Origin of the sequence: Micromonospora sp. CPCC 205539, assembly GCF_036906815.1 — a bacterium.
In the GTDB taxonomy this organism is placed as follows: Bacteria; Actinomycetota; Actinomycetes; order Mycobacteriales; family Micromonosporaceae; genus Micromonospora.
In genome coordinates, this window is the sequence record NZ_JBAKHW010000009.1 from 16,695 (window position 1) to 42,424 (window position 25,730).

Below are 25,730 nucleotides of genomic sequence, written 5' to 3' on the forward strand. Positions count from 1 at the left end.
GCGGGCCCGAGCGGGCTGGCCGCTGGGAGCGGACGGAGGAAACGACAAGTCGGCACGTTGTCACGGAAGAGGAACGATTATCAACCCCTGCCGGCCGGCGCGTCGTCGTAACGTGCTGACCAGCGGACGCCTCACCGGCTGAGGAACAACCCCTGCCCACCCTGTGTCGGCTTTCGTCACGCGGCGTCTCGGCACCGTCACAGAAGGGTCACGTCCCTACAGGTCAGACCGGTTGGACCGACGGTACGGACCACCCGGCCGAGCGCCCACAGCGCGCCGTTGCGCGCCACTCTGGGTACGGTAATGCGGTGTTGTCATCGGAGGTCGTGCTCAGCGGTCGGTACCGCCTGGACGAACGTGTCGCCACCGGCGGCATGGGCGACGTCTGGCGTGGTTCGGACCTGGTCCTTGGCCGGCAGGTCGCGGTCAAGGTCCTGCTGCCGGCGCTGGTCTCCGACCCCGACTTCATCGCCCGTTTCCGGGCCGAGGCGCGGATCATGGCGGCGCTGCGGCACCCGGGCATCGTGCAGGTCTACGACTGCGGCGAGGACGACCTGCCCGACGGCAGTCGGGCGGATTACCTGGTCATGGAGTTCGTGCAGGGCGAGCCGCTGTCCAAGCGGATCGAGGCGGCCGGGCGGCTCGACGTGGCCGAGACGATGTCGATCGTGGCCCAGGCGGCCCAGGCGCTGACCGCGGCGCACACCGGCGGCATCGTGCACCGTGACGTCAAGCCCAGCAATCTGTTGGTGCAGGAGGACGGCACAGTCGTCCTGGTCGACTTCGGCGTGGCCCGCTCGACCAACGTGACCAGCATCACCAGCACCAACGCGGTGCCGGGCACCGCCCTCTACATGGCGCCGGAGCAGGCCGCCGGCCGACCGGTCAGCGGCGCCACCGACATCTACGCCCTCGGCGCGGTCGCCTACTGCTGCCTCACCGGCGGTCCGCCGTTCACCGGCGACAACCCGCTCCAGGTCGCCGTGCGACACCTCGACGACGAGCCGCCGGAGTTGTCGCACGACATCCCGGAGGCGGTTCGGGCCCTGGTGTCCCGGGCCCTGGCCAAGGATCCGCTCGAGCGGTTCACCAGTGGCGCGGCGATGGCCGAGGCGGCTCGGACCGCGGTGACCGGCGGCGAGCCGCCGACGGCCCTGGCGATGGCGGCGACGCCGCTGCGCGAGGCGGGTCCACACACCCGCACCGACGTGCCGGTCGGCGCGGCGGTGGCGACGGGCGGCGGGCTGCGCAGCCGGCGAGGGGCGCTGGTCGGCGCGACGGCGGCCGTGCTGGTGGCGCTGACCGGCCTGGTGGCGGCGCTGGGCGCGGCGAAGAACGCGGACGCCCCGGCGGTCAAGCTGCCGTCCACGTCACCGACGGTGCAGCAGACCGGCCAGGTGGACGTGCCAGCGGCCAACGAGCAGGCCACCCTGGATCCGGCCCGGCCGGGCCGGCCGATCTCTCCCGGCGCCACCCCGTCGGCGTCGGTCACCGCGACGCCGACCACCCAGCCCAGCGCGACGACCAGTCCGACGGCGACGCCGAGCGCCACCACGGCACCGCCGCCCACGGGCGGGCCGACCGGCGGCCCGACGCCGAGCGATCCGCCGCCGACGCCGACGCCCACCGACACCAGCACCGCGCCGACCGACCCGGAGGGGCCGACGGCCGGCTGATTTCGGCCGGTTCCGCGCGTCCCGGCACTCCCAACAGCACCGATATCCCCAAAACGGACTTACGTCGCTCAAAACCGCCCTACGCTCTTCGCAGGTCATTTCCACCATCTGCCGCAGGAGCCTGGGTGAGCGCTGAGAAGCTGGTCGTGATTGGTCAGGGGTACGTCGGACTGCCGTTGGCGATGCGGGCCGTCGAGGCGGGGTTGGACGTGGTCGGCCTCGACGTCGACGCCGACCGGGTGAAGCGGCTGGCCTCCGGTGAGTCGTTCATCGAGGACATCCCGACCGACCGGCTGGGTCGAGCGCTGGGCAGCGGTCGGTACCAGCCGAGCACCGAGTACACCGACGCCGAAGGCTTCGACATCTGCGTCATCACCGTGCCCACCCCGCTGCGCGACGGCACCCCGGATCTGAGCTTCGTCGAGCAGGCCGGCAAGAGCATCGGTCGGTACGTGCGGCCGGGTTGCACGGTGATCCTGGAGTCGACCACCTACCCGGGCACCACCGAGGAGTTGCTGCGCCCGCTCCTCGAGTCGGCCAGTGGGCTGAGCAGCCCGGGTGACTTCCACCTCGGCTACAGCCCGGAGCGGATCGACCCGGGCAACCCGACCTGGCGGCTGGAGAACACGCCGAAGGTGGTCTCCGGTGTGGACGCGGCGTCGCTGGCCCGGGTGGACGGGTTCTACCGGCGCATCGTGGAGCGGACCGTACCGGTGGACTCCACCCGGGTCGCCGAGCTGACCAAGCTGATCGAGAACACCTTCCGCCAGGTCAACATCGCGCTGATCAACGAGCTGACCATGCTTTCGCACCCCCTGGACATCGACGTCTGGCAGGCGATCGAGGCCGCGGAGAGCAAGCCGTTCGGCTTCCTGCCGTTCCGGCCCGGCCCGGGCGTCGGCGGGCACTGCCTGCCGATCGATCCGTGCTACCTGTCCTGGCAGGTCAAGCGGCGTCTCGGCCGGCAGTTCCGGTTCATCGAGCTGGCCAACGACGTCAACCACGAGATGCCCGAGCACGTGACGCAGCGGATCATGGCGGGCCTCAACCGGACCGGCAAGGCGGTCAGTGGCGCACGGCTGCTGCTGCTCGGGCTGGCGTACAAGAAGAACACCGGTGACATGCGGGACTCCCCCGCGGTCGACGTGGCCCAGCGGTTGCAGGCCCTCGGCGCGGAGGTGCACGCGGTCGAGCCGTACGCCGAGGCGCACCAGATCCCCGCCGGCGTGACCGTGGTCGGCCTGACCGAGCACGAGGTACGGGCCGCCGACGCGGTCGTGGTGGTCACCGACCACGACAGTTTCGACTACGACCTGGTGGCGCAGCACGCCCGCTACGTCTTCGACACCCGCAACCGGTGCGTCGGCCCGATGGTCGAGCGCCTGTAGACCCGGCACCGCTGGCCGGTCCCGCCGCCGAGGAAGTCGGCGGGGCCGGCCGGCGGATGTCCGTCCGGACGACTGCGCTCACTGGTCGCCGAGCGCCTCGACCACCGGACGGGACAGCGCCCGGCGGGCCGGCAGCACCGAGGCGAGCAGCGCGGCCAGCACCGCGACGCCGAGGATCAACCCGAGCTGGCCCAGTGGCAGCACCAGGTGGAACTCCCCGCTCAGCCGGTCCAGCAGGGCCATCGCGGCGGCGCTCACACCGGTGCCCAGCCCGATGCCGAGCACCGCGCCGACCAGGGCCAGCAGCACCGCCTCCACGGCGAGCATGGCCCGCATCCGACCCCGGGTCAGCCCGACCGCCCGCAGCACGGCGTTCTCTCTGGTGCGTTCCACCACCGACAGGCTCAGCGTGTTCGCCACACCGACCAGGGCGATGACCACGGCCAGGCCGAGCAGCGCGGTGACGAAGGCCAGCAGCATGTCCACGGTGCCGGTGAGCATCTTCTTGTAGGCGCCCTGGTCGAGCAGGTTGACCGTCGGGTAGCGGGCCAGCACCGACTCCATCGCGTCGCGGGCCCGCTCGGCGCTCACGCCGGCGGCGGGGTCCACCTCGGCCAGGACCCCCCGTTGGTTGGGGAAGAGCGCGGCGAAGTCGGCGTCGGTCAGATCGATGACGTGACCGGCCGGCACCTCGCCGCCCACCATGGACGGCGCGTCGTCGGCGACCACCGCGGCGACCCGGAACGATCGCCCACCGACGGTGACCGGCGAGCCGACCTGCCAGCCGCGCGCCTGCGCGAGCTCCCGGTGGACCAACACCAGCCCCGGGCCGAGCCGACCGACGTCCCCCGTCACCGTGCGCACCGTCCGCCCGACCAGCGCCGGGTGGGCGGCGCGGACCTCGACGCCGGCACGAACCACGCCGCGCTGCTCGTGTACGACACCCAACTCGGGACGGGCCGCCAGCTCGTCGGCGAGCGAGGCGGGCAGGTCCTGACCGATTCCGCTGACCACGAAGTCCGTCCCGATCTGGGCGTCCACGCTGCGCTCGATGCCGTCCTTGGTGCTGCGCGCCCCCACCACGAAGGCCGACACCAGTCCGATTCCGATCACCAGGGCGGTGGCGGTCGCGGCGACCCGACGCGGGTTGCGGACCGCGTTGGCCACCGCCAGCCCGACGGTCGCGCCGAACAGCCGGCGGGCCGGCCAGCCGAACACCCGAACCAGCGCCGGCACGAGCACCGGCCCGAACAGCACGATCCCGAAGAAGGACAGCACCCCACCGGCGGCCACCAGCAGGATCTGTCCGGCGCTCGCGGCCCCGGCCAGGGCCGCGACTCCGACCGCGAGCACCACCGCGCCCACGGTCAGCCGGAGCCATCCCGCACCCCGGCTGGGCTGCACCGCGGCGTCGGTGAGCGCGGCCACCGGGGCGATTCGCGTGCCCCGCCAGGCCGGTAGGAGGGCGGAGCCCACGGTGAGGGCCGCCCCCAGCAGCAGGCTGGTCAGCACGGTCGGTGCGGTCACCGTCAGCCCACCCGAGACCGGCGCGTCCAGCCGGGACATCAGCAGCCGCAGCCCGCCCGCGAGGGCCACGCCGAGCAGCACCCCGAGCGTCGAGGCGACCAGCCCGACCACCGCCGACTCCAGCAGGGTCGCGCGGAAGAGCTGGCCCCGGGTGGCTCCGACCAGCCGTAGCAGCGCGGTCCGCCGGGTCCGCTGGGCAAGCACGATCGCGAAGGTGTTGGCGATCACGAAGCCGGCCACCACCACGGCGACCCCCACGAAGATCATCAGCACCATGCGGAACTGGTTCACGTCCCGGACCGCCTCGTTGACGGCCTCGTCGAGGATCTGCTGGCGACCCTTCACCGTCGTGTCGGCGCCGGCCACCGCACGGACCCGGTCCGCCAGGGCCGTGGCGGAGGTTCCCGGTCGGGCGGCCACCATGATCCGCCCGTAGCCACGTTCGCCGGTCAACGCCAACGCGTCCGTCCCGACCAGACCGACGAACGGGCCACCGACGTCGCGCGCGGAGCCGGCCACGTCGACGGTGCCGACCAGGGTGTACGGGCGAGCAGTCCCCTCGCCCCCGCCGATTTGCACCGGGGCGCCGAGGGCGAAACCCTCCTCGGCCACCGTCGGCGCGTCGAGGACCACCTCGCCGGCCCGGTCGGGCAGCCGGCCGGCGACCACGTCGTACGAGCGCAGCGCAGCCTCGGTGGGGATCGCGACGAGCATGGTGAAGCCGAGCACCGGCCGACCGTCGGCGCCGACGATTCCGGCGGTGTTGGTCAGCTCGCCGGCCGCGGCGGCCACCCCGTCGACCGCCCGGACCCGGTCGACCAGCGCCGGGGGCAGCACCCGACTCCCGGTGGGGTAGACACCCAGGTCGGTGTGCCGGTCGAAGGTGCCGGCCCGCTCGTACGCGCCGGCCCGCATCCCGTCGACGAAGATCAGGGTGCCGGCGATGAAGGCGACACCGAGCACCACGGCCAGCGCGGAGAGCAGCATGCGCAGCGCCTCGGCGCGCAACGAGCGCAGGGTCAGGCGGATCATGTGGGGCTCCCCGTGGCGGTGCGGATCGGACCCCTCCGACGCTAGGGCCGGCACGGGTCGGTCGATCTCCACCTGCGCGCTCGACCTGTGTGCGCCCCGGGTCGCGGTCCACCCGCGTGCCGGTACGACCCAGGTCGTACGCGGGGTCATCCGCCGGGCGTGACCAGCCCGCTCTCGTACGCCAGCACCACGGCCTGGACCCGGTCGCGCAGTTGCAGCTTGGCCAGGATCCGCCCGACGTGGGTCTTCACCGTCGCCTCGGCCACATGCACCCGAGCGGCGATCTCCGAGTTGGACAATCCCTGCGCGACCAGCAGCAACACCTCGCGCTCCCGTTCGGTGAGCTGCCCCAACCGGGGGTCGGCGGCCGGGCCGGCGCCGAGCTGACCGGCGAACCGGTCCAGCAGTCGCCGGGTGATCGACGGCGCGACCACCGAATCGCCCTGCGCCACCACCCGGATCGCGGCCAGCAACTCCTCCGGCGGAACGTTCTTGAGCAGGAAGCCGCTCGCACCGGCCTGCAACGCGGCGAAAGCGTCCGCCTCGGTGTCGAACGTGGTCAGCACCAGCACCCGGGGCGGGCCGGCGGGCCGGTCGGCGCAGAGCCGTCGGGTCGCCTCCACCCCGTCCATCGTCGGCATCCGGATGTCCATCACCACCACGTCGGCCTCGGTGCGGGCGAGCACCCGCAGCGCGTCCGCGCCGTCGATGGCCTCGCCGACCACCTCCAGGTCAGGTTGGGAGTCCAGCACCATCCGGAACCCGGCGCGGACCAGCGCCTGGTCGTCCACGATCACCACCCGGACCGTCATGCCGCGATCACCTCCGTAGCCGGGTCCGACGGTAGCGGTAGCCGGACCGCGAGCTGCCAGCCCCCGGCCGGTCGGGTGCCGGCGGTGAGGCTGCCGTCGTACACCGTCACCCGCTCCCGCATGCCGAGCAGTCCGTGACCGCCGGACGGCGCCGGGCTGACCACCGGGCGGCCGCGCCCGTCGTCGACCACCTCGACCACGACGGCGTCGGCGGCGTACGCCAGGGTCAGGTCGACGCCGGCGCCGACGCCGGCGTGCTTGAGCGCGTTGGTCAGCGCTTCCTGCACGACCCGGTAGATGGTCAACTCGAGCCCGGGCGGCAGGGCCGGCGGCTCACCGGTCACGGTGGGTCGGATGCGCAGGCCGGCGTCGCGGAACCGGGCCAGCAGGTCGGGCAGCTCGGCAACGGCCAGTCGGCGGTGCTCGGGATCGGCGGCGACCGCGGTTCCGCCCGCGTCGGCCGGGCTCGCGTCCCGCAGGACACCGACCAGCCGGCGCATCTCCTCGAGGGCCTGCCGGCCGGTGTCCGCGACCACCTTCACCGCCGTGCGGGCCTGCTCGGGGTCGCGGTCGAGCATGAACCGCGCGCCGTCCGCCTGGACGATCATCACCGCCATGCTGTGCGCCACCACGTCGTGCAGTTCCCGGGCGATCCGGGTGCGCTCCTCGGCCACCGCGGCCCGGGATTCGGCCTCCCGTTCCCGCTCCAGGGTGCTGGCCCGCTCCTCGAGGCTGAGGACGTAGAGGCGGCGGGTCCGCACGTTCAGCGCGACCAGCCAGACCGCGCCGGTGACCAGCGCGTACCACAGCGCGGTCACCCACCAGTCGATGACGCCCGGGGTCTGCACGGCGGCGAGCACCACGCCCACCGCGGCGGCCGCACCGGCGAGCACCGCGTCGCGGAGCCGCTCGCCGTACTTGACCACGCTGTAGAGCGCGATCAGGACGGCGACGTCGTAGGGCAGCGGCCCCCACTCGGCGATCACCTGCACCAGGCCGAGCGCCGCGACCGCCACGGTCACCGCGCCCGGGTGCGAGCGGCGGAACAGCAGCGCCACCGCCATCCCCGCGCCGACCAGAGCGGCCGCCCAGCCGCCCGCCAGGTTGGCCGCGCCGGCCAGGCCGATGAGGCCCACCACGGCGGAGACGGCGACGTCGAAGGCGACGCCGCGCACCGGACGACCGAACTTCGCGCGTCTCACGATCACCCAGCGTAGTGCCTCGGGCCGACGGGCCCGCCGCCGTGGCTCGTGCGGGCAGGCCGGGCCCGGTCAGCGCGGAGTGAGGGCGCGCAGGCGGGTGATCTCGATGGCCTGCTCGGTGGCGAGCGAGGTGGCGAGCTCGTTGAGGGTCTGGTCGACGCCGACCGAGAGCAGGTCGGTGGCCATGGTCACCGCGCCCTGGTGGTGCTCGGTCATCATTCGCACGAAGAGCCGGTCGAACTCGACGCCCCGAGCGCCGGCCAGCGCCCGCATCGCCTCGGGCGTCTGCATGCCGCGCATGCCGCCGTGGTCGTGCCCGGGCGTCTCCGCCGGCAACCCGCGCGCGGTCAGCCAGCCGCGCAGCACACCGACCTCCGGGCCCTGGCCGGCTCGGATCCGATCCGCGAAGGCGCGGATTCGCGGATCGGCCGCCCGGTCGGCAGCCAGCTGCGTCATCTCCAGCGCCTGCTGGTGGTGCGGAATCATCATCTGAACAAAGGTGGTGTCCAGGGCGTTGTAGCGGGGCGCGCTGTCGTCGCGGACCTCGTGTGCGGGTCGGGCGGTCGCGGTCTCCCCCGGTCGACCGGGCACGATCACCGGCGGTGCGGCCGGGCCGGTCGGGGTGGCCGCCGTCGGAGTCGGCAAGGCCGGCCCGGCGGCCGGGCGGGCAGGGTCGTCCGCGGCACGGACGGCCAGCATCACCAGGACCAGCACCACGGCCGCCGATATGACGACGGTCAGCAACCAACCACGTCGGACAGTCATGCCCCACTCCCTCAGGTCGAGGTCGCAGCGATCTTATCCATTGACGAGTAGGCCAGGATGTGACCCGGGTCACATCGACAAACACCATTGGTCGGTAATGTACCGGGCATCGCCATCCCCCCTCGAAGGGCGCCGCCGATGCTCAGATCCTCCACACCTCGGCTCCGACAGCTAAGGCTCGTCAGCCTGACCGCCGTGGGCCTCCTCCTGACCAGTGTCGCCGTGGCGACGCCGAGCAGCGCCCACGAGGCGGCACCGCCAGCGGCCGCCGCCGCCACGACGACCGACATCCCGGGCGTCGACGAGATCCGCAGCAGCCCCAACCTCCGGCAGATCGCCAACCTGCCCAAGCAGGCGCCGTTCGACACCGTCGCCGCGCTCAACAGCGACATGGCCTTCCAGGGCAAGTACGCGTTCGCCGGCAACTACAACGGGTTCGTCATCTACGACATCTCCCGGCCCAGCGCGCCGAAGATCACCGCGCAGGTGTCCTGTGCGGGGTCGCAGAACGACATCACCGTGTACGGCAACCTGCTGTTCCTCTCCACCGACTCCTCGCGGAGCGACGACTCGTGCGAGAGCGTGGCGCAGCCCGCCTCCATCAAGGAGTCGTGGGAGGGCATCAAGGTCTTCGACATCAGCAACAAGGCCAACCCGCAGTACATCAAATCCGTAGAGACCGCCTGCGGGTCGCACACCCACACGCTGGTGCCGGGCAAGGACCGCAGGAACGTCTACCTGTACGTCTCGTCGTACAGCCCGCGGGCCGAATTCCCGGACTGCCAGCCGCCGCACGACTCGATCTCCATCGTGAAGGTGCCGCTGACGAGGCCGACCGACGCCGCCGTGATCGCGACGCCGAACCTCTTCCCGGACGGCGGCTTCCCGGGCAGTGAGACCGGCTCGGCGACCGCCGGCTGCCACGACATCACCGCGTACCCGGCCAAGGACCTGGCCGCCGGCGCCTGCATGGGTGACGGCATCCTGCTCGACATCAAGAACCGGGAAGCTCCCCGGGTGATCAGCCGAGTCCAGGACACGGTCAACTTCGCCTTCTGGCACTCGGCCACCTTCAACAACGCCGGCACCAAGGTCGTCTTCACCGACGAGCTGGGCGGCGGCGGGGCGGCCACCTGCAACGAGACCGTCGGACCGACCCGGGGCGCGGACGGCGTCTACGACATCACCGGCCGCGGCAACGCCCGGCAGTTGGTCTTCCGCAGCTACTACAAGATCCCGCGGACCAACGCCCAGACCGAGAACTGCGTGGCGCACAACGGCTCGCTGATCCCGGTGCTCGGTCGGGACATCATGGTGCAGGCGTGGTATCAGGGCGGCATCTCGGTCTGGGACTTCACCGACTCGCGCCACCCCAAGGAGATCGCCTTCTGGGAGCGGGGTCCGCTCTCGGACACCCAGGCCATCACGGGTGGCGCCTGGTCCACCTACTACTACAACGGCCACATCTACTCCAACGACATCCAGAAGGGCCTGGACGTCCTGGAGCTGAACGACTGGCGGACCTGGACGGCCAACCTCGTCCGGTTCCCCGACCTGAACGTGCAGACCCAGCCCGGTTACCTGAGCTGGTAGCTCCGACGCACGATCCGGGCCCGGTCCCTCGCCCGAGGGGCCGGGCCCGGCCGCGTCAGCTCATCGGCAGCCGGTAGTCCCGGGGAGTGCCGCCCGTGGTGACCAGCCGGACCTCGCCGCTGCGCAGGCCGTACGTCACCGACCACCGGGTGTGCCCCTGACGAACGGTGGTGAGCACGCGGTGCGCCGCGGTGGCGTCCAGCACACCGCCGGCCTCGGTCAACGCCGCCGCGAGCTGCCCGTACCGGCGATCCTCGCGGCGCCGCTGCTCGGGCACCCCGGCGACCTGCACGTTGGTGAGCGCCTGCCAGCCGCCCGTCCCCCGCTCCACCCGCAGCGTGCCGTCGACGAACTCGATCACCGCGGACGCGCCGGTCGCGTCGGCCAGCAGGTAGTGCAGCGCCGGCCCGCCGTCGAAGTCGAGGTTGTGCCGGGTGAACACGGCGATCGCCTCGTCGACGGTGGCCGCCCGGTCCAGCACCAGCCGCAGGATCCGCACCGAGCCGACGGTGGGCTTGCCCGGGTCGGGGCGGGCCGTCGCCGCGTCGTCCGCGGCCAGCCCGACCGCGAGGCCCCGCTCATTCATCCCGTCGAAGGGCAACAGCGGCGCGTTGAGCAGCCGACGGTCGCCGGTCGGGTCCGCGCCGACCCCGAGGTACGAGATGTCGACCAGTGACAGGGCGGCGTAACCGTCCGGCGGGTCGGTACGCAGCAGCAGCGCCGGGTTGGCGTCCCAGTCGAAGTTGCGGGCGAACAACGGTCGAGCCGGATCGCCCGCGGCGACGAACAGCGAGCAGCCGAACGGGCTGGGCGGGGCCGCGTCGGTGCCCGCCGTCGGGTCGTACGCCCCCACGTAGGTCATCTCGTACAGCGGCAGGTCGTCCACCCGCCGCAGGCTGGCCAGGGTCTGCTCGGCCTGGGCGGCGTCCTGCCGGGAGGCGGTCGGGGTGCCGCTCGGCGCCGGATCGGGCGCACCCGGCGATGCGGCCGTGCCGCAGGAGGTCAGCACGAGCAAGAGGGCCGTCATGACGGCCGGCAGGATCCTCCGCATATCCGTTGGACGCTATGGGACCGATCGACGGTTGTCCACCGGGCCGAGCGCGCCGACCATCCGTTCATCATCGGCCCTTTGCTCTGCTTCAACGGGCGCAACACCCGATGTCCGGATAGCGGACGTCCGGCGTTGCGTGGGGTGAAGCAGAGCAAAGGACCGACACCAGGGGGCTGTCCCGGTCCGGTGCCGGACCGGTAGGCCACGGTCGGGCCCGGCACCGCAACACCACGCGGCCGCCCGCTTCGCCACGGCGGGCTTGGTGGGGCCGGTCACCAGGACAGGGGCGGATGATTGGCTGGTCGGGCCCTGTGCCACCGTGGTCAGATGTGAAGCCTGCCGCGCCGCCCGAGCCGACCACGCGCTGGAGTCCCCACCCGCTCGACCTGGTGGCGGTCGTCCTCGCGGTGGTGGGCGCGGCATGCGCGGTGAGCGGGCTGCTGCCTCGCGCGGAGACGACCGCCACCCTGCACCGGATCCTGCCGCTGCTGCTCTTTCTCGGCACGGTGATCGTGCTGGCCGAGCTGACCGCCGTGGCCGGGGTCTTCGACGTGCTGGCCAGCCGGCTGGCGATCGCCGCCCGGGGCAGTTGGGCGGCGCTGTTCCTGCTCTGCGGCGGCCTCGCCACGCTGACCACCCTGGTGCTCAACCTCGACACCACCGCCGTGCTGCTCACCCCGGTGCTGCTCGCGCTGGCCCGCACCCTGCGCGTGCCGGCCGGCCCGCTCGCGGTCACCACCGTCTGGCTGGCCAACACCGCCAGCCTGCTGCTGCCGGTGTCCAACCTGACCAATCTGCTGGCCGCCGACCGGATCGGGCTGCCGCCGCTGGCGTACGCGGCTCGAATGGCGCTGCCGCAGGCCGCCGCGGTCACGGTGACCATGGCGCTGCTCTGGTACTGCTGGTGGCGACGCGACGCACCGCCCGGAGGGCGCTTCGTTCCGCCAGCCCCGCACGTGCCGGCCGATCCGGTGCTGCACCGCACCGCCCTCGCCGGCTGTCTGCTCTTCGTCGCCGGCATCCTCACCGGCGTGGAGATCGGCCTCGCCTCGACCGTCGCGGTCGCGCTGGTGCTGGTCGGCTTCGTCGTCCGCTCCCCCGCCACGCTTCGCCCGGGGCTGGTGCCGTTGCGGCTGCTGCTCTTTGTCACCGGCCTGTTCCTGGTGGTGCAGACCCTCGGTCGGTACGGGCTGGACGACCTGGTCGGCAGCCTGCTCGGCACCCACGGGGGCACCCTCGGCGAGCTACGCGCCGGGGGTACGGGCGCGCTGCTGGCCAATGCGGTGAACAACCTGCCGGCCTACCTGGCCGGCGAGTCGGTGCTGCCGGCCGCTGACCACACCCGCCTGCTGGCCCTGCTCATCGGCACCAACATCGGCCCGCTGGCCGCTCCCTGGGCCTCGCTCGCCACTCTGCTGTGGTTCGAGCGGTGCCGGGCGGCCGGAGTGTCGGTGCCGGTGACCCGGTTCGTGCTGACCAGCGTCCTGCTGGCAGTCACCGGCACGACCGTCGCGGTTGGCACGCTGCTGCTGGTGAGCTGAACGGCGACACATTCTGGCCGCTGGGCGAGTGTTTCTATCCGTGCTGCGTCGTTTATCCCACCGATGCGTGTTATCACCTTGAAGCGTCAGATGACCGTTTAAGCTGGGCAAACCGATACGAGTAGGGAGAACCGATGACATCGCAGTGCGAGCTGGACGTGCCCCCGACGGCCGTTCCGGACTACCGGCCACCGACGATCCAGCGCCTGGGCACCCTCGCCGAGCTGACCAAGGGCGGCACGGTGGGTCCGGACGACGGGCTGGGCGGCGGGGGCGACGGTTCGCTCTGACCCCGCGTACGCCCGCTGTCGTGGGAGTACCGCCGATACTCACGGTCCGCCGGGCGCAGCGTCGGTTCGGCCGCCGGGTGATCTTCACTGACCTGGACCTCGACGTTCCGGTCGGTGCCCGGATCTTCCTCGGCGGCAGCAACGGATCCGGCAAGACCACGCTACTGCGGTGCCTGTCCGGCACGCTGACCCTCAGCGCCGGACAGGCCACCGTCGGCGGGCACCCGGTCGGCTCGCTGCCCGCCCGGCGCCTGACCGGAGTCTGTCTCGCTCCCGAGCAGGGCCTGTACGAGAAGTTGTCGGCACGGGAAAATCTGGCCCTCGTCGCCCGGCTCCGGCTGCCCCGACGGGCCGTCGGCCCGGCCGTCGCACGGATCGAGGAGGAGCTCGACCTGACCGGCTACGCCACTGTCGCGGTGGAGCGCTGCTCGGCGGGGATGCGGGCCCGGGTGAGCATCGCGCGGGCCCTCGTCGCCGAGCCGGCGCTGCTGCTGCTCGACGAGCCCAGCCGGTCGCTCGACGACAGGTCCCGGCTGCTGCTGTGGCAGGCGCTCGAGCGGCGACCCGAGGTGACCTGCGTGATCGCCTCCCACCACGCCGACGACCGGAGCCGGTGTCAGTCCGCTCTGACCCTCACGGCGGTCCCGTGACGCCGACCGCCCCGGCTACGGCCACCACCCCGTCGGTCGGTCGCCGTGCCGACGGGGCCAGCCCGGTCGGCGTGGTCCTCGCCCTGGTCCGCCGCGACCTCGGCGACCCGCGGCAGTTCCGCCTGCCGCTGCTGCTGGACCTCGCCTTCGGGATCGTGAACCTGGTCGTCTTCCTGTTCATCTCCCGGGCGCTGACCCCGTCGTCCGGCACCGACCTGGCCCGCTCGCCCAGCTACTTCGACTTCGTGGCGGTCGGCATCACCTTCCTGCTCGTCCTGCAGGCCGCCAACACGCAACTGACCAGCCGGGTGCTCCGGGAACAGCGCGGCGGGACGTTGGAGCTGCTGGCCGCCCAGCCCGTCCCGGTCCCCGCGCTGGCCATCGGGACCGCCGGCTACCCGTTCCTCTTCGCCCTCCTGCGCTCGGGTGTCTATCTGGCGATCCTCAGCACCGTGCTCGGTCTGCGCACCGAACGCGCCGACTGGTGGGGGGTGGCCGCGGTACTGGTCGCCGGGAGCGCGGCGATGATGGCCGTGGGCATCGCGCTGGCGGCGTTCACGGTCGCCGTCGGGCACGGCGACAGCGCCGCCCGGCTCTTCGTCGTCGGGCTCGCCTTCGTGTCCGGGACGTACTTTCCGGTGTCCGAACTGCCCGGCCCGCTGCCCGAGCTGACCGCGGTGCTGCCCAGCCGGATCGCCCTGGACGGCGTACGCGCCGCGCTGGCCGGTAACGACTGGGCGGCGTCGGCCGGCGTCCTGCTCGGCGCCACCGCGCTGCTGCTGCCGCTGTCGAGCTGGGCTTTCGGCCGGGCACTGCGGTTCGCTGCCCGCCGCGGCACCCTGAAACGCGATTGAGGTGACCGTGCTCCGTCCGACCCCGTTCGACCTCGCCACCGGCACGGTGTTGGGAGTCGACACGCCGCCGCCGCATCGAGCTGCTTCGTCTGGCATCGCGGATCCACTCGGCGCACTCGACGCCGCGGTGCTGCCCGCCCTGTCCCGGCCACCGTGCGTGGTCAGCTTCTCCGGCGGGCTCGACTCGTCACTGGTCCTGGCGGTGGCCGTACGGGCGGCGCGCCGGGAAGGTCTGCCGGATCCGGTGCCCGTCACCTGGCGCTTCGCCGGTGCTCCCCGGGCGGACGAGTCGGACTGGCAGGAGCGGGTGGTCCGAGCGTTACGGATCGGCGAATCCTGGCAGATCCTCCGGGCCGCCGACGACCTGGACCTGATCGGGCCGGTGGCCCGTCGGCTGCTGCACCGGTACGGGGTGGTGCATCCGGTGAATCTGCACCTGCACCTGCCGCTCGCCGAGCTGGCCACCGGCGGTTCGCTGCTCACCGGGGCCGGCGGCGATCAGATCCTCGCGGGTTGGCGCCGACCGCCGGCCGCCTCGCTGCGTGCCCGACTGTGGTGGCTGCGGCACGACGTAGGTACCCGTCGAGGGCCGGCCGACCTGTTTGGCTGGCTGCGCCCGGCGGTGGCCCGGGAGGTGCATCGGGCGCACCGCGCGGAGCAGCGCGCCGAGCCGCGCCGCCTGCGGGACCGGATCGCCTGGCACCTGCGGCGCCGGGACCTGCGGATCACCTGCTCCGCGCTGGCCGGGCTGGCCGCCGATCACCAGGCCACGGCGGTCCAGCCGCTGCTCGACGAAGGGTTCGTGGCCGCGCTGGCGCTGCTGGCCGGCGATCGGCGGGGCGTCAGCCGGGACGCGCTGCTCGCGGAGATCGTCCGTGGCGCCCTGCCGGCCGAGGTCACCGCCCCGCGCCGCAAGGCCAGGTTCCTCGAGGTGTTCTTCCGGACCCCCACACGGGAGTTCGTCCGCGCCTGGGACGGCACCGGCGTCGACCCGCACCTGGTGGACGCGGACGCCCTGCGCGCCGCCTGGGCCCGCTGGCCGATCCCCGGGGGCACGGCCAGTTTGGTGCAACACCTGTGGCTCGCCGCCAACCCCGCCGAGCCGAACCGCCCGACCGGCTCCGCCGGCCGGCAGGACAACCTGGAGGTCAGGTCGTGACGCAGCAGGAGATCGTGCACCGGGTCGACCCGGACCGGGTGGCCTGGCGGGTAGCCGGCGACGAGGTGGTCGTCCTGGACACCGGCAACTCGGTCTACTTCGGGCTCGCGGCCTCCGGCGCGCTGCTCTGGCAGCGGCTGGTGGCGGGCGCCACCAGCACCGAGCTGGTCACCGCGCTGGTGGCGGCCACTCCGGTGGACCGGGAGCGGGCCCAGGCCGATGTGGCCGCGTTCCTGGCGGACCTGCGCGGCCACGGGTTGCTTCAGGGGCCCTGACCGGCACCCGCCAACCAGTGCTCCGGCGTCGGGTGGCGCAGGATCTCCATCATCTCCTCGCGCTCGGCGTCGGTCTCCCCGTCCAGCCAGGCGTGGGCGTGGAAGCCGGCACTGGGCGGGGTCACCGCGATCACCACGGTACGGCGGATGCGCTGAGCCGCGTACCAGCGTTGCAGCACCAGCGACCGTTGCAGGCAGGTGGCCTCGGTACGCCGCAGCACACCCAGCACCACACGTCGCTGCTCCGCCGCGCCGGGGGGCGGGGCCGGCAGTCGCACGGACGCCAGGTCGTGCCGGGTGAGCTGGGTACGGACCGATCGCACCGCGCGGGTCGCCCACCACGCGGCACGCACCGCCGGCAGCCCGCCCCGGACCAACCGGGCCAGGGCGAGCGCGGTCCCCTCAGCCACGGTCACTCCGGCGTGCCGCGCGGACCTCGGCCAGCGCCGCCGGGAGCCGCCCGGCGTTGCGGACGAGCCGGGCCAGGTGCGCCAGCAACAGCCCGGCCGGGCCGCGCCGGGCCAACGGGCTGGCGTGCCGCATCGACGCCGCCGTCGGCAACAGCCGCGGCCCGAGGTGCCGCAGCCGGTCACGCAGGGTGGGCAGCTCGGCCAGTTGAGCCATCGTCAGGGCGACGGGCGAAGCCCGGTGGGCCCGCAGCCACAGCGCCACCGGGCCGCGCCGGGGCAGGCCCAGCGTCGCGGCAAGTGTCGCGCCGGCCGGTGCCAGGCGCAGGCCGAGCGCGTACGACGGGATCGCGCCGACCTGCGCGGCGAGGTCGGCCGCCGCCCGCCAGGTGTCGGCGGGGAAGACCGCCAGTGCCCGCGACAGATCGGCCCGCGGACGGTCCGACAGCCCCGGCGCGGCGGCGTGCAGCGCCACCAGCAGGGCGGTTCCCGCCTCGTCCGGCACGGCGACCGTGCCACCGGCCAACGCGATGCGCTCGGCCGAGGCGGACAACACGGTCCAGAGCGTTTCGGGATCGCTCACCCCGTGGAAGCCGCGGTGCAGGTCGACGGTGAGCGACAGCGGGCCGGGCAGCCGCCACGGTCGCTCGTACCAGTGCGACCGGTGGTCGGGGCCGCCCTCCGGCAGGGCGCTACGGCAGCCGAGGTCGGTCAGCGACCGCTGCGCCAGGTCGAACGACGCGGGAGCGACCAGCAGGTCGATGTCGGTGTAGACCCGGTGCCGTTCCTGGCCCAGCCGGCGGGCCAACCCGGCCCCCTTGAGCAGGATGGCTTCCACGCCGCGCTCGGCCAAGGCCGCGGTGACGGTGGCGGCGGCCGTGTCGAGGCTCAGGCAGCGGACCGCGTCCGGCAGGGCGGTCACCGGGGCGCCCCCACGGCCCGACTGGCGGCGATGGTGTCGACGAGCAGTCGATGGGTGTCGTCGAGAGCGGCCCAGTCCCGTGGCCGGGTCAGCTCCCAGGCCGGGAGGGCCGCGATCGACAGCAGCGCGGTCGGGTCGGACGGCAACTGACCGAACGACCGTTGGCCGACGAGCCGGGCCAGCAGAGTCGTGCCGGGCAGCCGGGTCAGGGTGAGCGCGGAACCCCAGCGGAGGAAGATCCAGCCGCCCAGCGGGACCCGAGCCGGGATCGGGGGCAGCCCGACCCGCAGCCGGTCACCGGCCCGGACGGCGCGGGTCGACAGCGCCATCCCCGGCACGGGTTGCCGCAGGTCGACGCAGCGAGGCCCGGCGAAGGCGGCGGGGCCGTCGAGCGTGGCGGCGCTGTCGACAGTGCCGGCACCGCCGCCGTCGGTAGAGCCGTCGACGACCAGGATGTCGTCGGTGAGCACCGGCACACCCCGGGCGGCCAGGGCCGCGAGCAGGCTGCTCTTTCCGGCGGTACGGGGGCCGAGCAGCGCCCAGGCCCGATCGGCGAGCACGAATGCGCCACTGTGGAACGTCTCCCGTCCGGCCCACCGGTTGACGGTGGTGGCCACCGGCGCGAGGTAGGGGTGGGCCAGCACGTCCGGTGTGAGCGGTGGGCCGTAGAACGTGGCGGTGCCCCGCAGCCGGTCCACGGCGAGGGTCCGCCCGTCGGCGAGGACCCGGGTGCCTCGTCGGCCGTCCAGCGGCACCGGCGGCGGTGGCGGTGCGTCCACCTGGCGGACCCGTACGGTGGGCCAGCCGGCCGCGGCGTCGTCGGCCGGCGGAAGGTCGGCCACCTCGTCCAGCCCGTGCACCAGCAGCCCGTAGACGCAGCGTCCGGGTCTCGGCATCAGCTCCCCGTTCATCATGTGGTCAACGATCATGGGCAGCGGCATGGTGCGGGTGGCGCTCCTGGTGACGCGCCACCCGCACCATCAACCGTTCAACGTCAGCGGAAGGTGCCGCTCTCGACGCTCAACTTGCGCGACTCGGCGAGGCGCTTGGCGTCCGCCGCGCGCTGCTTGGCCGCCTTCTCACCCTTCGCCGACGCCGCCACCGTCGGGACCGTGCCGCCGCCGAGGGCGTCGATGTCGTACGCCACCCACCACGATCCGGGCGTGTCGACCGCGAAGGTCAGCGCGACGTGCACCGATGCACCCGGCGCCAGACCACCCAGGTCGAACGGGATCGTCAGGGTGGTGCCCAGCCCGCCGCCCGGCGGGCTGGTGGCCGGCGAGTCCATGGACAGGTTGCGCACCAGCAACGTCCGACCATCACTGATAGTGATCGACGTGGTCGGGTTGGACGGGTTGACCAACCGGAGGTTGGAATGGAGCGCCGGCGACGGCCCACCGGGATAGGGCGCGCCGTTCTCCGCACTCAGCGACGTGATCCGGATCCGGGCCTGAGTGATCGCGGCGTTGGATCGGTTGGTCAGGGTCCGCCGGATCACCAGGCTGTTCGCGGTGCGGACCCGGTTGGGCGCGACCGACACCGCCACGTTCGGGTCGAACAACGTCGACTGGATGGCGGCGTTCTGCTGGTACGTGCCGAGGGTGTTCTGTGGCGACGGGCTGCCGAGCGTGGACGGGACCCCGTTGATCGGGCCGAGCACGGTGGCGGTCAGCCGGAAGTCGGCCACGTTGTTGGCGGTGTCCTGGAGGTTGCTGGCGACCCGGAGTCGGTTCCAGGAGTGCGGAACGAACGGCGGCGCGTTGAAGGCGGGCAGCGGCGCGCCTTCGGAGAAGCCCGGAGTCGACCCCGCCCGGTCGGTGATCGTGTTCGCCGCGTCGGGTGCCACCAGTCGCAGCCCGCCCTGGCCGAGGCTGGGGACGATGAGATCGGGCTGAATGTTGAACAGCGAATAGTTGGTGGCCGCGATCAGGTAACCGCGTCGGGGACCCAGCGGCCGAGCGGTGCCCGGGATGGTGATGGACAGCCCGCCGGGCGCCTCGACCTTGAACCCGGCGATCGGCAGATTGATCGCGGTACTGTTGACGAGCGAGACGAACTGGTCGGTGATGCCACTGATGCCGGACTGCGCGAACTGGTCGATGACCACCTGGCGGGGGGCCGCCGAGACCTCGACGGTGATCTCGTTGGACACCGCCTCGCCCAACGGGCCGGTCCCGTCGTACTGCGCCCGGAACTGGTTGTGGCCGAACGCGGGCACGTAGATCTGGAAGTTGGCCACGTTGAGGCTCAGCGGGAAGGTGCCGAGCGGCGTCTCCACCCCGTTGGGCAGCTCGTCGATGAGGGTCACGCTGCCCTCGGCGACGCCCGGGCCGACGAGGACCTGGAACTGCACCGCCGTGCCGAAGACCGTGGCGTTCGTGGACGCGGTCAGCGTGGCCACGCTCGCGGCCTGGATCAGGATGCGGATCGCCCGGGTGGCGGTCTGGCCGTTGGCGTCGGTCACGCGGACCGTCGACGGGTAGGCCCCCACCTGGGTCGGCCGACCGGACAGCAGGCCGGATGCCGCGTCGAGCGTCAACCCGGGCGGCAGGGTCCCGGTGGCCAGCGTCCAGGTGAACGGCGCCGTGCCGCCCACCACGTTGAGCTGCTCGGCGTACGGCGCGTCGACCTCGCCCAGTGGAGGCGGCGGGAAGGCCAGCGTCGGTGCCAGGTTGACCACCAACACGATCAGCCGGGTGCCGGTCTGGCCGTTCGCGTCGACGACCCGGATCACCACGGGATAGTTTCCGGCAGTGGTCGGTACGCCCGAGATGCCGTTGGTCAGCGGGTTGAGCAGCAGCCCCGGTGGCAGGGTGCCCGACGCGACGGACCAGACGAATGGCGGCACACCGTGGGTGATGTTCAGGGTGGCCACGTAGGCGATCCCGACGGTCGCCTCGGTCGGGTGGTCGAACAGCAGCGTCGGGGACACGTTCGCGGTCACCGGAACGGACAGGGCCGATTCGGCACCGGTGCCCTGGGACGTGCGGGCGGCCACGGTGAACCGGTAGGTGGTGGTGGGGACCAGCCCGGTGACGGTGTTGGTGGTGGACGGTCCGAAGGTCTGGGCGGGCTGACGGATCCCGCCGACCCAGGGTGTGACGATGTAGTTGGTGATCGGTGAGCCGCCGTTGGGGCCGGGCGTCCAGCTCAGCAGGGCCGTGGCGGTGTCGGCGGTGACCGCGATGATGGTCGGCGCTCCCGGCAGGGCCATGATCTTGGCAGCGGTGGAGGGCTTACTGGCCGGGCCGGTGCCCACCGTGTTCTTCGCGGCGACGGTGAAGGTGTAGCGCCCCTTCGCGGTCAATCCGGCGATCTTCTGGCTGGTCTTCGACGCGTCGAAGCTGACTGACTTCACCTTCTTGCCGCTCCGGTACGCGGTCACCACGTACCCGTCAAGGGCGGCGCCGCCGTCGGCGGGCGCTTTCCAGGTCACCGTGGCGGTGCCGGCGAACCAGGACGCGGAGGGCGCGGCCGGAGCGGCCGGCGACTGCGCCGCCACCGGCGCGATCCGCTCGACGATCCGTTCCGTGGTGACGGGCGACGACAACGCCGGCGCCGACTGTGGCGGGGCGGTCTGGCTGGGGGCGCGAGCCGACGCTGTCGCTGGTGCGATGAGCAGGCTGATGAGCAGCGCCAGGATGGCGGCGCATGCGGTGAGGGCCCGTGGACGGGCGCGGAGCACTGGGGACATGGATGTTCTCCCTCTTCAAGGGACATGGACCACCACGGTTGAAGGAAGACAGGCGGGCGACCGGTTATCTGTCCACGGTGGCCACGCGCCTGACGCCCCCGGCCGCAGGGCGACTGGCGGAAACAGGACCCGAACTCACGTAACGGATTTCACGTATTGAGCGACGGATCTCTATTCGGTTCTACCAGTCTTCGCAGCTCAGGGGCTATATGCGCGGGCCGGGAAACCTCCGCGTGCGCGGGGGATGTCCGGAACCCGACTACCGGCGGGGCGGTCGCGGGCCGACCAGTCGGCGGACCATCGGCGGCGCGTTCCACCTCGCCGCGCCGACCAGGTCGCGGGCGTGTTCCAGGACCGTGTAGTCCGGTCGGTCCAGCCCGGCGGCGATGGCCCGGTCCAGGTCGTTGTCGCAGCGGCTCAGCACGGTGTCGAAATCGCGGCGGACCGGCTCCAGCAGGTCGTACCCGAACGCACGGTGCAGCCGGGCGAAGAGCGGCTTGTAGAGCCGGACCCGTTCGTGCAGGCCGCAGGAGTACGACATGGGGCTCTTCGGCCGGCGCAGGATGTAGTCCGGCAGCACATCGGCGAACGCCCGTCGGACGATCCACTTCTCCTGCCCATCGCGCAGCTTCAGGTTCAGCGGCAGCCGCATGGCCAACTCCACGACGCTGAGGTCGAGGAACGGCACCCGGGCCTCCACCCCGTACCCCATGGCGGTGCGGTCGACGCGCTGCAACTCCGTACGGCACAGGTTGCGGATCCGGTGCCGGAAGAGCCGACGGGACCCGAGCGGGTCGACCTGTCGGTACATCGGGTACCCGCCGAACAGCTCGTCGGAGCCGTCGCCGGTGAGCACCACCTTGATCCCGAGGTCGCGCATCCGCCGGAAGACCGGCACCGAGACCACCGCGTTGATGATGTCGCCGTACTCGGTCAGCTCGGAGATCCGGATCGCCTCGCGCACGTCGGCCAGCCGGATGTCGCGCGGACGCAGCTCGACGACCACGTGCGGCACGTCGAGGTCGGCGGCGAGCCGTCGCGCGTACGCCACGTCGGGGCTGTCCGGTACGCCGACCGTCACCGCCACGCAGTCCGGGTGCAGGTCCCGCACCTGCCGCAGGACCAGCGAGCTGTCCAGCCCGCCGGAGAGCACCACCCCGACGGTGAGGTCGGTTTCCACCCGCATCCGGATCGCGTCGCACAACGCGGCACGGACGAGCAGTGCGGCCTCGTCCGGGTCGTCGACGATCGGCAGCCCTTCACCGAGGGTGAGCAGGTCGGCGTACGGACGCAGCCGCAGGTGCCCGTCCGGATCCGCCCAGCCGTGGTGCCCGGGCGGCACCTCGGCGATCGGGGCGCCGTGCCCGACCAGCGCTTTGACCTCGGAGGCGAGGTGCAGGCAGCCGGGCCGCCGGGACCAGTACAGCGGCTTCACCCCGAGCGGGTCGCGGGCCAGGTACACCCGGCCGGTGGCGCGCTCGACGACCGCGAAGGCGTACTCGCCGCGCAGCCGGGTCACCGCAGCCTCGCCCCACTGCTCGAACGCGGCGAGCAACACCTCGGTGTCACCGGACGAGCGGAACGTGTGCCCGAGCCGGGTCAGCTGCGCCCGCAACTCCCGGTAGTTGAAGATCTCCCCGTTGAAGCAGAGCAGCCAGCGCTCGTCGACCGACGTCCAGGGCTGCACCGCCCGGTCCCGGTCCACCACCCGCAGCCGGCGGGTGCCGGCGAGCAGCCCGGTCTCCAACCGGGTCTCGGTGACCTCACCCCGGGAGGCGAGGACGGCGAGCATCCGCCGGAACGTCGCCGGGTCGGCCTCGGGGCCGATGCTCAACGCGATCCCGCACATCGACTCAGATCCCCATCTCGTCTTCGTACGCCTGCCGCAGCCGGCGCCGGGCGGTGGGCGCGAGACAGAGATGCCAGGCCTGTCCCTCGTCGATCACGTTGAGCTCGCCGCTCTCCTGCCGGGCCAACAACAGCTCGCCGAGGGCGTCCCGTGCGCCGAAACGCTCGTACCAGGCCAGCTCGACGTCCACGGCGTAGCCCAGGCAGTGCCCGCTGGGCAGCATCGCGGCGTACCCCAGGCGGCGCAGCCGGTACTGGTGCTCGGCGCTGCGGACCAGGCTCGTCACCCACAGCGGCGGGGTGGCCGGCGGCGCGGCCTCGGCGAAGTCCCGCCCGAGCTCGTTGAGCAGCGCCACCACCTCGCGGCGGGCGCGACGGAACAGCAGCCCGGCGGTGCGCGGAGTGGCGTCCGGCAGCAGCCGGCGGCGCAGTCCGCGCGCCGCCCGGCCGAACACGGTCGTGGGCTGCTCCTGGTACCGGAAGCGCAACAGGTCGCGGCGGCGCAGCCACTCCAGGTCGACCAGGTCGGCGCTGCCGTTGACCTGGTCGTCGGTGACGAAGGTCGGGGCGTCCTGCCACCACAGCACGTCGATGCGGGAGAGCAGGTAGATCCGGACCAGCGCGGTGAGGTCCCGGGCCGAGGTGCGTTCGTTCGGCTGGTAGCGGGCCATCTCCAGCAGCAGCGTCTCGCGTGCCCCGAGGATCCCCTGCGGGGTGGCGTCGAGCACGGTGGCGAGCGCCGGTTCGCGGAGCCGCTCGTCGATCAGCACCTGCCGGGCCCGGGTGCTGGCCGCGTCGGCCAGGGCACCCACCTCGACCAGCAGCTCGGCGACGGCCGCCCGGTAGGCGGCGAGGTCTGGCTCGGGGGCGGGCAGGCGGCGCGGGCCGCTGCCGGAGGGCCGGCGGCGGGCAGGGGCGGTCGGCGACACGGGACGCTGTCCCGGGCTACGGCTGGGCACACGCATGACGGCGTCCTCTCTCCGATCACGGCACTGACGGATCGCCCTGAAACACACCGTAATCAGCAGGACTCGGGATGGAACGAACAATCCTCCTATCCACCCCGAACGGAGCGCCCCGACGCGCCGGACCGTCAGTTGTCGGCCGCCGCCACCAGACCCTGGACCTCGGCGTACGACGGCAGCGTCGGCGGCGTCGGCGGCGTGGTGACCGTGTCGGCGCGGATGGCCGCGGCGGTGTCCAGCGCGGCGGCCAGCGCGGCCCGGAACAGCAGGGAGCCGGTGCTGACCCGGGCCACCCCGGCCCGGCCCAGCTCGGCCAGCCCCGGCCCGCCCGGTTGGTGCAGGGCGTTCAGCGGCGCGTCGATCCGCTCGGAGAGCAGGCGCAGCGTCGCCAGCTCGGCGATGCCGGGCACGAAGATCCCGTCGGCGCCGGCGGCCCGGTAGGCCCGCGCTCGGTTCAGGGTCTGCGGCAGCGGGTCGGCCAACCCGAGCCACCAGGTGTCGGTGCGGGCGTTGACGAACAGGTCCGGCACTGCCGCCTTCACCGCCGCGATCTTGTCGGCGGTCGCGTCGATGTCCGCGAGGGTGCCGTCGGCACGCCCGTCCTCCAGGTTGATCCCGACCGCGCCGAGCCCGGCCAGCTCCGCCACGTACCCGGCGACCGTCGCCGGGTCGTCGCTGAACCCGGCCTCCACGTCGACGGTGAGCAGGACCGGCAGCCGGGCGAGCCGGCCGGCCAGGGCGAGGGTCTCCCAGGCGGTGGCCGCCTCGCCGTCGGGTCGGCCGGCGGCCGCGGCGACCCCGAGGCTGGTGGTGCCGATCGCCGGATGGCCACGCGCGGCGAGCGCCGCCGCCGAGGCGTGGTCCCAGGCATTCGGCAACAGCAGGGGACGGGCGGCGTGGTGCAGGGCGTGAAACGCCGCACGGCGGTCACTCATTGGACGGTCACTTCCAGGTTCGTCGGGACGCGCAGCGTCGGGTGCGGCTCGTGGCGCAGGTCGGATCCGGTACGCCGGCAGCGCTGGCGCAGCACGCCGAGCACCCCGGCGGCGAGGGCGAGCGCGTGCCGGTTACCCGGACATGCCCGCTCCCCCGCGCCGAAGGTCAGCAGCCCCACGTCCGGCCGGCCCGGCCGGAACGCCCCCGGCTCGGCGAACACATCCGGATCGCGGTTGGCCGCGTCGAAGCGGAGCAGCACCAAGCTGTCCGCCGGCAGGTCCCGCCCGCCCAGCCGTACCCCCTGGGCGGCGACCCGGCGAGTGGCCCGCACCGGCGGGTCGAGCCGCAGCACCTTGGCCAGCAGATCGGCGGTCGCCACCGGGCGCGGCGGGTCGCCGGCCGGCGGCAGGTCCGGCGGATCGCCGGCCGGCGGCAGCAGATGGTGGGCGGCGGCGCCGATCAGGCCGGCGGTCGCGTCGCACGCCTGGACCAGCAGACCGATCAGGTTCGCCCGCACCTCCGGCGGCGCTGGCGGCGAGAGCGCCACCAGCGCCGCCACCGCGCGGTCGGCCCGCCAGACCAACGCTGGATCAACCCCTGGGTGGTACGCCGCAGCGACGACGTCGACCGCCGTCCCGGCGGCTGCCGGATCGGTGAAGCCGAGTCGACCGGCCAGCACCCGCAGCGGCACCCTCCTAGCCAGGTCGCGCATCACGTCGAGACGGCCACCTGCGTGGTCTAACGCTGCCGCGGTCAGGTGTGCCGCCTCGTGCCGCAGCTCGTCCGGGTGCAGGGCAGCCAGCGCGCTCACCCCGATCGTCCGGCGCTCGGGGTGCCGCTCCGGCGGGCTGAACCGGCTGACCGTGGCGCGCAGCCAGGCGAGGCTGCCGGGTGGACCGCTGTCGACGGCCGGCACCTGGAAGACGGGGTCGGTCAACGCGGCCCGTACGTCCGCGTGCCGCGTCACCCACCAGCCACGGCCGGCGACGAACGTGGGCGGCTCACCCGCCGGTGTTCCCGTAGGGGGCGCGATATCAGGCCAGGCAAGAGTCACCGCCCGACCGTAGGACGGCGTCGTTTCGCCCCACACCGAACTGTTCCGGGCGCTCTCCCGCCCGGGCCAGGCCGCGCCGCGCCAGGCCG

Annotated in this window: 22 protein-coding genes; 9 read left to right on the forward strand and 13 right to left on the reverse strand. The window is 73.1% G+C overall.

All coding sequences use genetic code 11. The features are described from left to right. Positions 1 to 308 precede the first annotated feature (308 nt). Both V6V47_RS10835 and V6V47_RS10840 read left to right on the forward strand, forming a co-directional pair. Positions 309 to 1,676 (forward strand): serine/threonine-protein kinase, encoded by a 1,368-nt coding sequence (locus V6V47_RS10835; RefSeq protein WP_334627973.1) that lies wholly within the window; start codon positions 309 to 311, stop codon positions 1,674 to 1,676. Between the two features lie 125 nt (positions 1,677 to 1,801). Then, positions 1,802 to 3,064 (forward strand): nucleotide sugar dehydrogenase, encoded by a 1,263-nt coding sequence (locus tag V6V47_RS10840; protein ID WP_334627974.1) that lies wholly within the window; start codon positions 1,802 to 1,804, stop codon positions 3,062 to 3,064. Positions 3,065 to 3,142: 78 nt separating this feature from the next. Here the strand turns inward: V6V47_RS10840 and V6V47_RS10845 are convergent, their stop codons facing one another. The 4 genes from V6V47_RS10845 to V6V47_RS10860 all read right to left on the reverse strand — a co-directional run bounded on the left by V6V47_RS10845 (position 3,143) and on the right by V6V47_RS10860 (position 8,402). Beyond that, positions 3,143 to 5,623, reverse strand: coding sequence for an ABC transporter permease (locus V6V47_RS10845; RefSeq protein ID WP_334627975.1), 2,481 nt, complete (start codon positions 5,621 to 5,623; stop codon positions 3,143 to 3,145). Positions 5,624 to 5,769: 146 nt separating this feature from the next. Next, entirely contained in the window at positions 5,770 to 6,435 is a 666-nt protein-coding gene (locus V6V47_RS10850) for a response regulator transcription factor (RefSeq protein WP_334627976.1), read from the reverse strand. After that, positions 6,432 to 7,643 (reverse strand): sensor histidine kinase, encoded by a 1,212-nt coding sequence (locus V6V47_RS10855; RefSeq protein WP_334627977.1) that lies wholly within the window; start codon positions 7,641 to 7,643, stop codon positions 6,432 to 6,434. Before V6V47_RS10855 ends, V6V47_RS10850 begins: the two co-directional genes overlap by 4 nt. Positions 7,644 to 7,706: 63 nt before the next feature. After that, the gene (locus V6V47_RS10860; RefSeq protein WP_334627978.1) at positions 7,707 to 8,402 is read right to left on the reverse strand and encodes a DUF305 domain-containing protein; all 696 of its coding nucleotides are present in this window, start codon (positions 8,400 to 8,402) and stop codon (positions 7,707 to 7,709) included. 138 nt (positions 8,403 to 8,540) lie between these two features. On the opposite strand from V6V47_RS10860, the gene V6V47_RS10865 reads away from it, so the two are divergent. After that, positions 8,541 to 9,995, forward strand: a complete 1,455-nt coding sequence (locus V6V47_RS10865; protein WP_334627979.1) for an LVIVD repeat-containing protein — start codon at positions 8,541 to 8,543, stop codon at positions 9,993 to 9,995. A 55-nt stretch (positions 9,996 to 10,050) separates the two neighbouring features. Here V6V47_RS10865 and V6V47_RS10870 read toward each other — a convergent pair whose 3' ends face one another. After that, entirely contained in the window at positions 10,051 to 11,022 is a 972-nt protein-coding gene (locus tag V6V47_RS10870; protein WP_334627980.1) for a linear amide C-N hydrolase, read from the reverse strand. A gap of 353 nt (positions 11,023 to 11,375) precedes the next feature. Here V6V47_RS10870 and V6V47_RS10875 point away from each other — a divergent pair, with 353 nt between their 5' ends. The 6 genes from V6V47_RS10875 (at position 11,376) to V6V47_RS10900 (ending at position 15,815) form a co-directional block, all read left to right on the forward strand. Beyond that, positions 11,376 to 12,587: an SLC13 family permease gene (locus V6V47_RS10875; protein ID WP_334627981.1), complete on the forward strand. Its 1,212-nt coding sequence runs from the start codon at positions 11,376 to 11,378 to the stop codon at positions 12,585 to 12,587. Between the two features lie 134 nt (positions 12,588 to 12,721). Beyond that, positions 12,722 to 12,877: a lasso RiPP family leader peptide-containing protein gene (locus V6V47_RS10880; protein WP_334627982.1), complete on the forward strand. Its 156-nt coding sequence runs from the start codon at positions 12,722 to 12,724 to the stop codon at positions 12,875 to 12,877. A gap of 20 nt (positions 12,878 to 12,897) precedes the next feature. Continuing rightward, positions 12,898 to 13,527 (forward strand): ABC transporter ATP-binding protein, encoded by a 630-nt coding sequence (locus V6V47_RS10885; RefSeq protein WP_334627983.1) that lies wholly within the window; start codon positions 12,898 to 12,900, stop codon positions 13,525 to 13,527. After that, positions 13,524 to 14,381: an ABC transporter permease gene (locus V6V47_RS10890; RefSeq protein ID WP_334627984.1), complete on the forward strand. Its 858-nt coding sequence runs from the start codon at positions 13,524 to 13,526 to the stop codon at positions 14,379 to 14,381. The genes V6V47_RS10885 and V6V47_RS10890 overlap by 4 nt, the downstream gene beginning before the upstream one ends. Before the next feature lie 7 nt (positions 14,382 to 14,388). Next, on the forward strand, positions 14,389 to 15,540 hold the full coding sequence (locus V6V47_RS10895) for an asparagine synthase C-terminal domain-containing protein (protein ID WP_334627985.1): 1,152 nt from the start codon (positions 14,389 to 14,391) through the stop codon (positions 15,538 to 15,540). Then, entirely contained in the window at positions 15,537 to 15,815 is a 279-nt protein-coding gene (locus tag V6V47_RS10900) for a PqqD family protein (protein ID WP_334627986.1), read from the forward strand. The genes V6V47_RS10895 and V6V47_RS10900 overlap by 4 nt, the downstream gene beginning before the upstream one ends. Here V6V47_RS10900 and V6V47_RS10905 read toward each other — a convergent pair. The 8 genes from V6V47_RS10905 to V6V47_RS10940 form a co-directional block, all read right to left on the reverse strand. Beyond that, on the reverse strand, positions 15,803 to 16,225 hold the full coding sequence (locus V6V47_RS10905) for a lasso peptide biosynthesis B2 protein (RefSeq protein ID WP_334627987.1): 423 nt from the start codon (positions 16,223 to 16,225) through the stop codon (positions 15,803 to 15,805). The genes V6V47_RS10900 and V6V47_RS10905 overlap by 13 nt on opposite strands. After that, positions 16,218 to 17,144 carry a nucleotidyltransferase family protein gene (locus tag V6V47_RS10910; RefSeq protein WP_334627988.1) on the reverse strand — a complete coding sequence of 309 codons (927 nt, stop codon included), beginning with the start codon at positions 17,142 to 17,144 and terminating at the stop codon, positions 16,218 to 16,220. Before V6V47_RS10910 ends, V6V47_RS10905 begins: the two co-directional genes overlap by 8 nt. Next, the gene (locus V6V47_RS10915) at positions 17,141 to 18,073 is read right to left on the reverse strand and encodes a hypothetical protein (RefSeq protein ID WP_334627989.1); all 933 of its coding nucleotides are present in this window, start codon (positions 18,071 to 18,073) and stop codon (positions 17,141 to 17,143) included. The genes V6V47_RS10910 and V6V47_RS10915 overlap by 4 nt, the downstream gene beginning before the upstream one ends. A gap of 65 nt (positions 18,074 to 18,138) precedes the next feature. Then, positions 18,139 to 20,838 (reverse strand): fibronectin type III domain-containing protein, encoded by a 2,700-nt coding sequence (locus tag V6V47_RS10920; RefSeq protein ID WP_334627990.1) that lies wholly within the window; start codon positions 20,836 to 20,838, stop codon positions 18,139 to 18,141. A gap of 259 nt (positions 20,839 to 21,097) precedes the next feature. Continuing rightward, entirely contained in the window at positions 21,098 to 22,687 is a 1,590-nt protein-coding gene (locus V6V47_RS10925; RefSeq protein ID WP_334627991.1) for an asparagine synthetase B family protein, read from the reverse strand. A gap of 4 nt (positions 22,688 to 22,691) precedes the next feature. After that, positions 22,692 to 23,651 carry a DUF5715 family protein gene (locus V6V47_RS10930; RefSeq protein WP_334627992.1) on the reverse strand — a complete coding sequence of 320 codons (960 nt, stop codon included), beginning with the start codon at positions 23,649 to 23,651 and terminating at the stop codon, positions 22,692 to 22,694. Between the two features lie 128 nt (positions 23,652 to 23,779). Beyond that, positions 23,780 to 24,586 (reverse strand): isocitrate lyase/PEP mutase family protein, encoded by an 807-nt coding sequence (locus V6V47_RS10935; protein ID WP_334627993.1) that lies wholly within the window; start codon positions 24,584 to 24,586, stop codon positions 23,780 to 23,782. Then, positions 24,583 to 25,641, reverse strand: coding sequence for a cytochrome P450 (locus V6V47_RS10940; RefSeq protein ID WP_334627994.1), 1,059 nt, complete (start codon positions 25,639 to 25,641; stop codon positions 24,583 to 24,585). Before V6V47_RS10940 ends, V6V47_RS10935 begins: the two co-directional genes overlap by 4 nt. Positions 25,642 to 25,730: the final 89 nt, after the last annotated feature.

Coding starts and splice junctions, on each gene's coding strand:
- V6V47_RS10845 (WP_334627975.1), bottom strand. CDS start 5,623: ATGATCCGCCTGACCCTGCGCTCGTTGCGCGCCGAGGCGCTGCGCATG.
- V6V47_RS10850 (WP_334627976.1), bottom strand. CDS start 6,435: ATGACGGTCCGGGTGGTGATCGTGGACGACCAGGCGCTGGTCCGCGCC.
- V6V47_RS10860 (WP_334627978.1), bottom strand. CDS start 8,402: ATGACTGTCCGACGTGGTTGGTTGCTGACCGTCGTCATATCGGCGGCC.
- V6V47_RS10865 (WP_334627979.1), top strand. CDS start 8,541: ATGCTCAGATCCTCCACACCTCGGCTCCGACAGCTAAGGCTCGTCAGC.
- V6V47_RS10870 (WP_334627980.1), bottom strand. CDS start 11,022: ATGACGGCCCTCTTGCTCGTGCTGACCTCCTGCGGCACGGCCGCATCG.
- V6V47_RS10880 (WP_334627982.1), top strand. CDS start 12,722: ATGACATCGCAGTGCGAGCTGGACGTGCCCCCGACGGCCGTTCCGGAC.
- V6V47_RS10915 (WP_334627989.1), bottom strand. CDS start 18,073: ATGATCGTTGACCACATGATGAACGGGGAGCTGATGCCGAGACCCGGA.
- V6V47_RS10920 (WP_334627990.1), bottom strand. CDS start 20,838: ATGTCCCCAGTGCTCCGCGCCCGTCCACGGGCCCTCACCGCATGCGCC.
- V6V47_RS10925 (WP_334627991.1), bottom strand. CDS start 22,687: ATGTGCGGGATCGCGTTGAGCATCGGCCCCGAGGCCGACCCGGCGACG.
- V6V47_RS10930 (WP_334627992.1), bottom strand. CDS start 23,651: ATGCGTGTGCCCAGCCGTAGCCCGGGACAGCGTCCCGTGTCGCCGACC.
- V6V47_RS10935 (WP_334627993.1), bottom strand. CDS start 24,586: ATGAGTGACCGCCGTGCGGCGTTTCACGCCCTGCACCACGCCGCCCGT.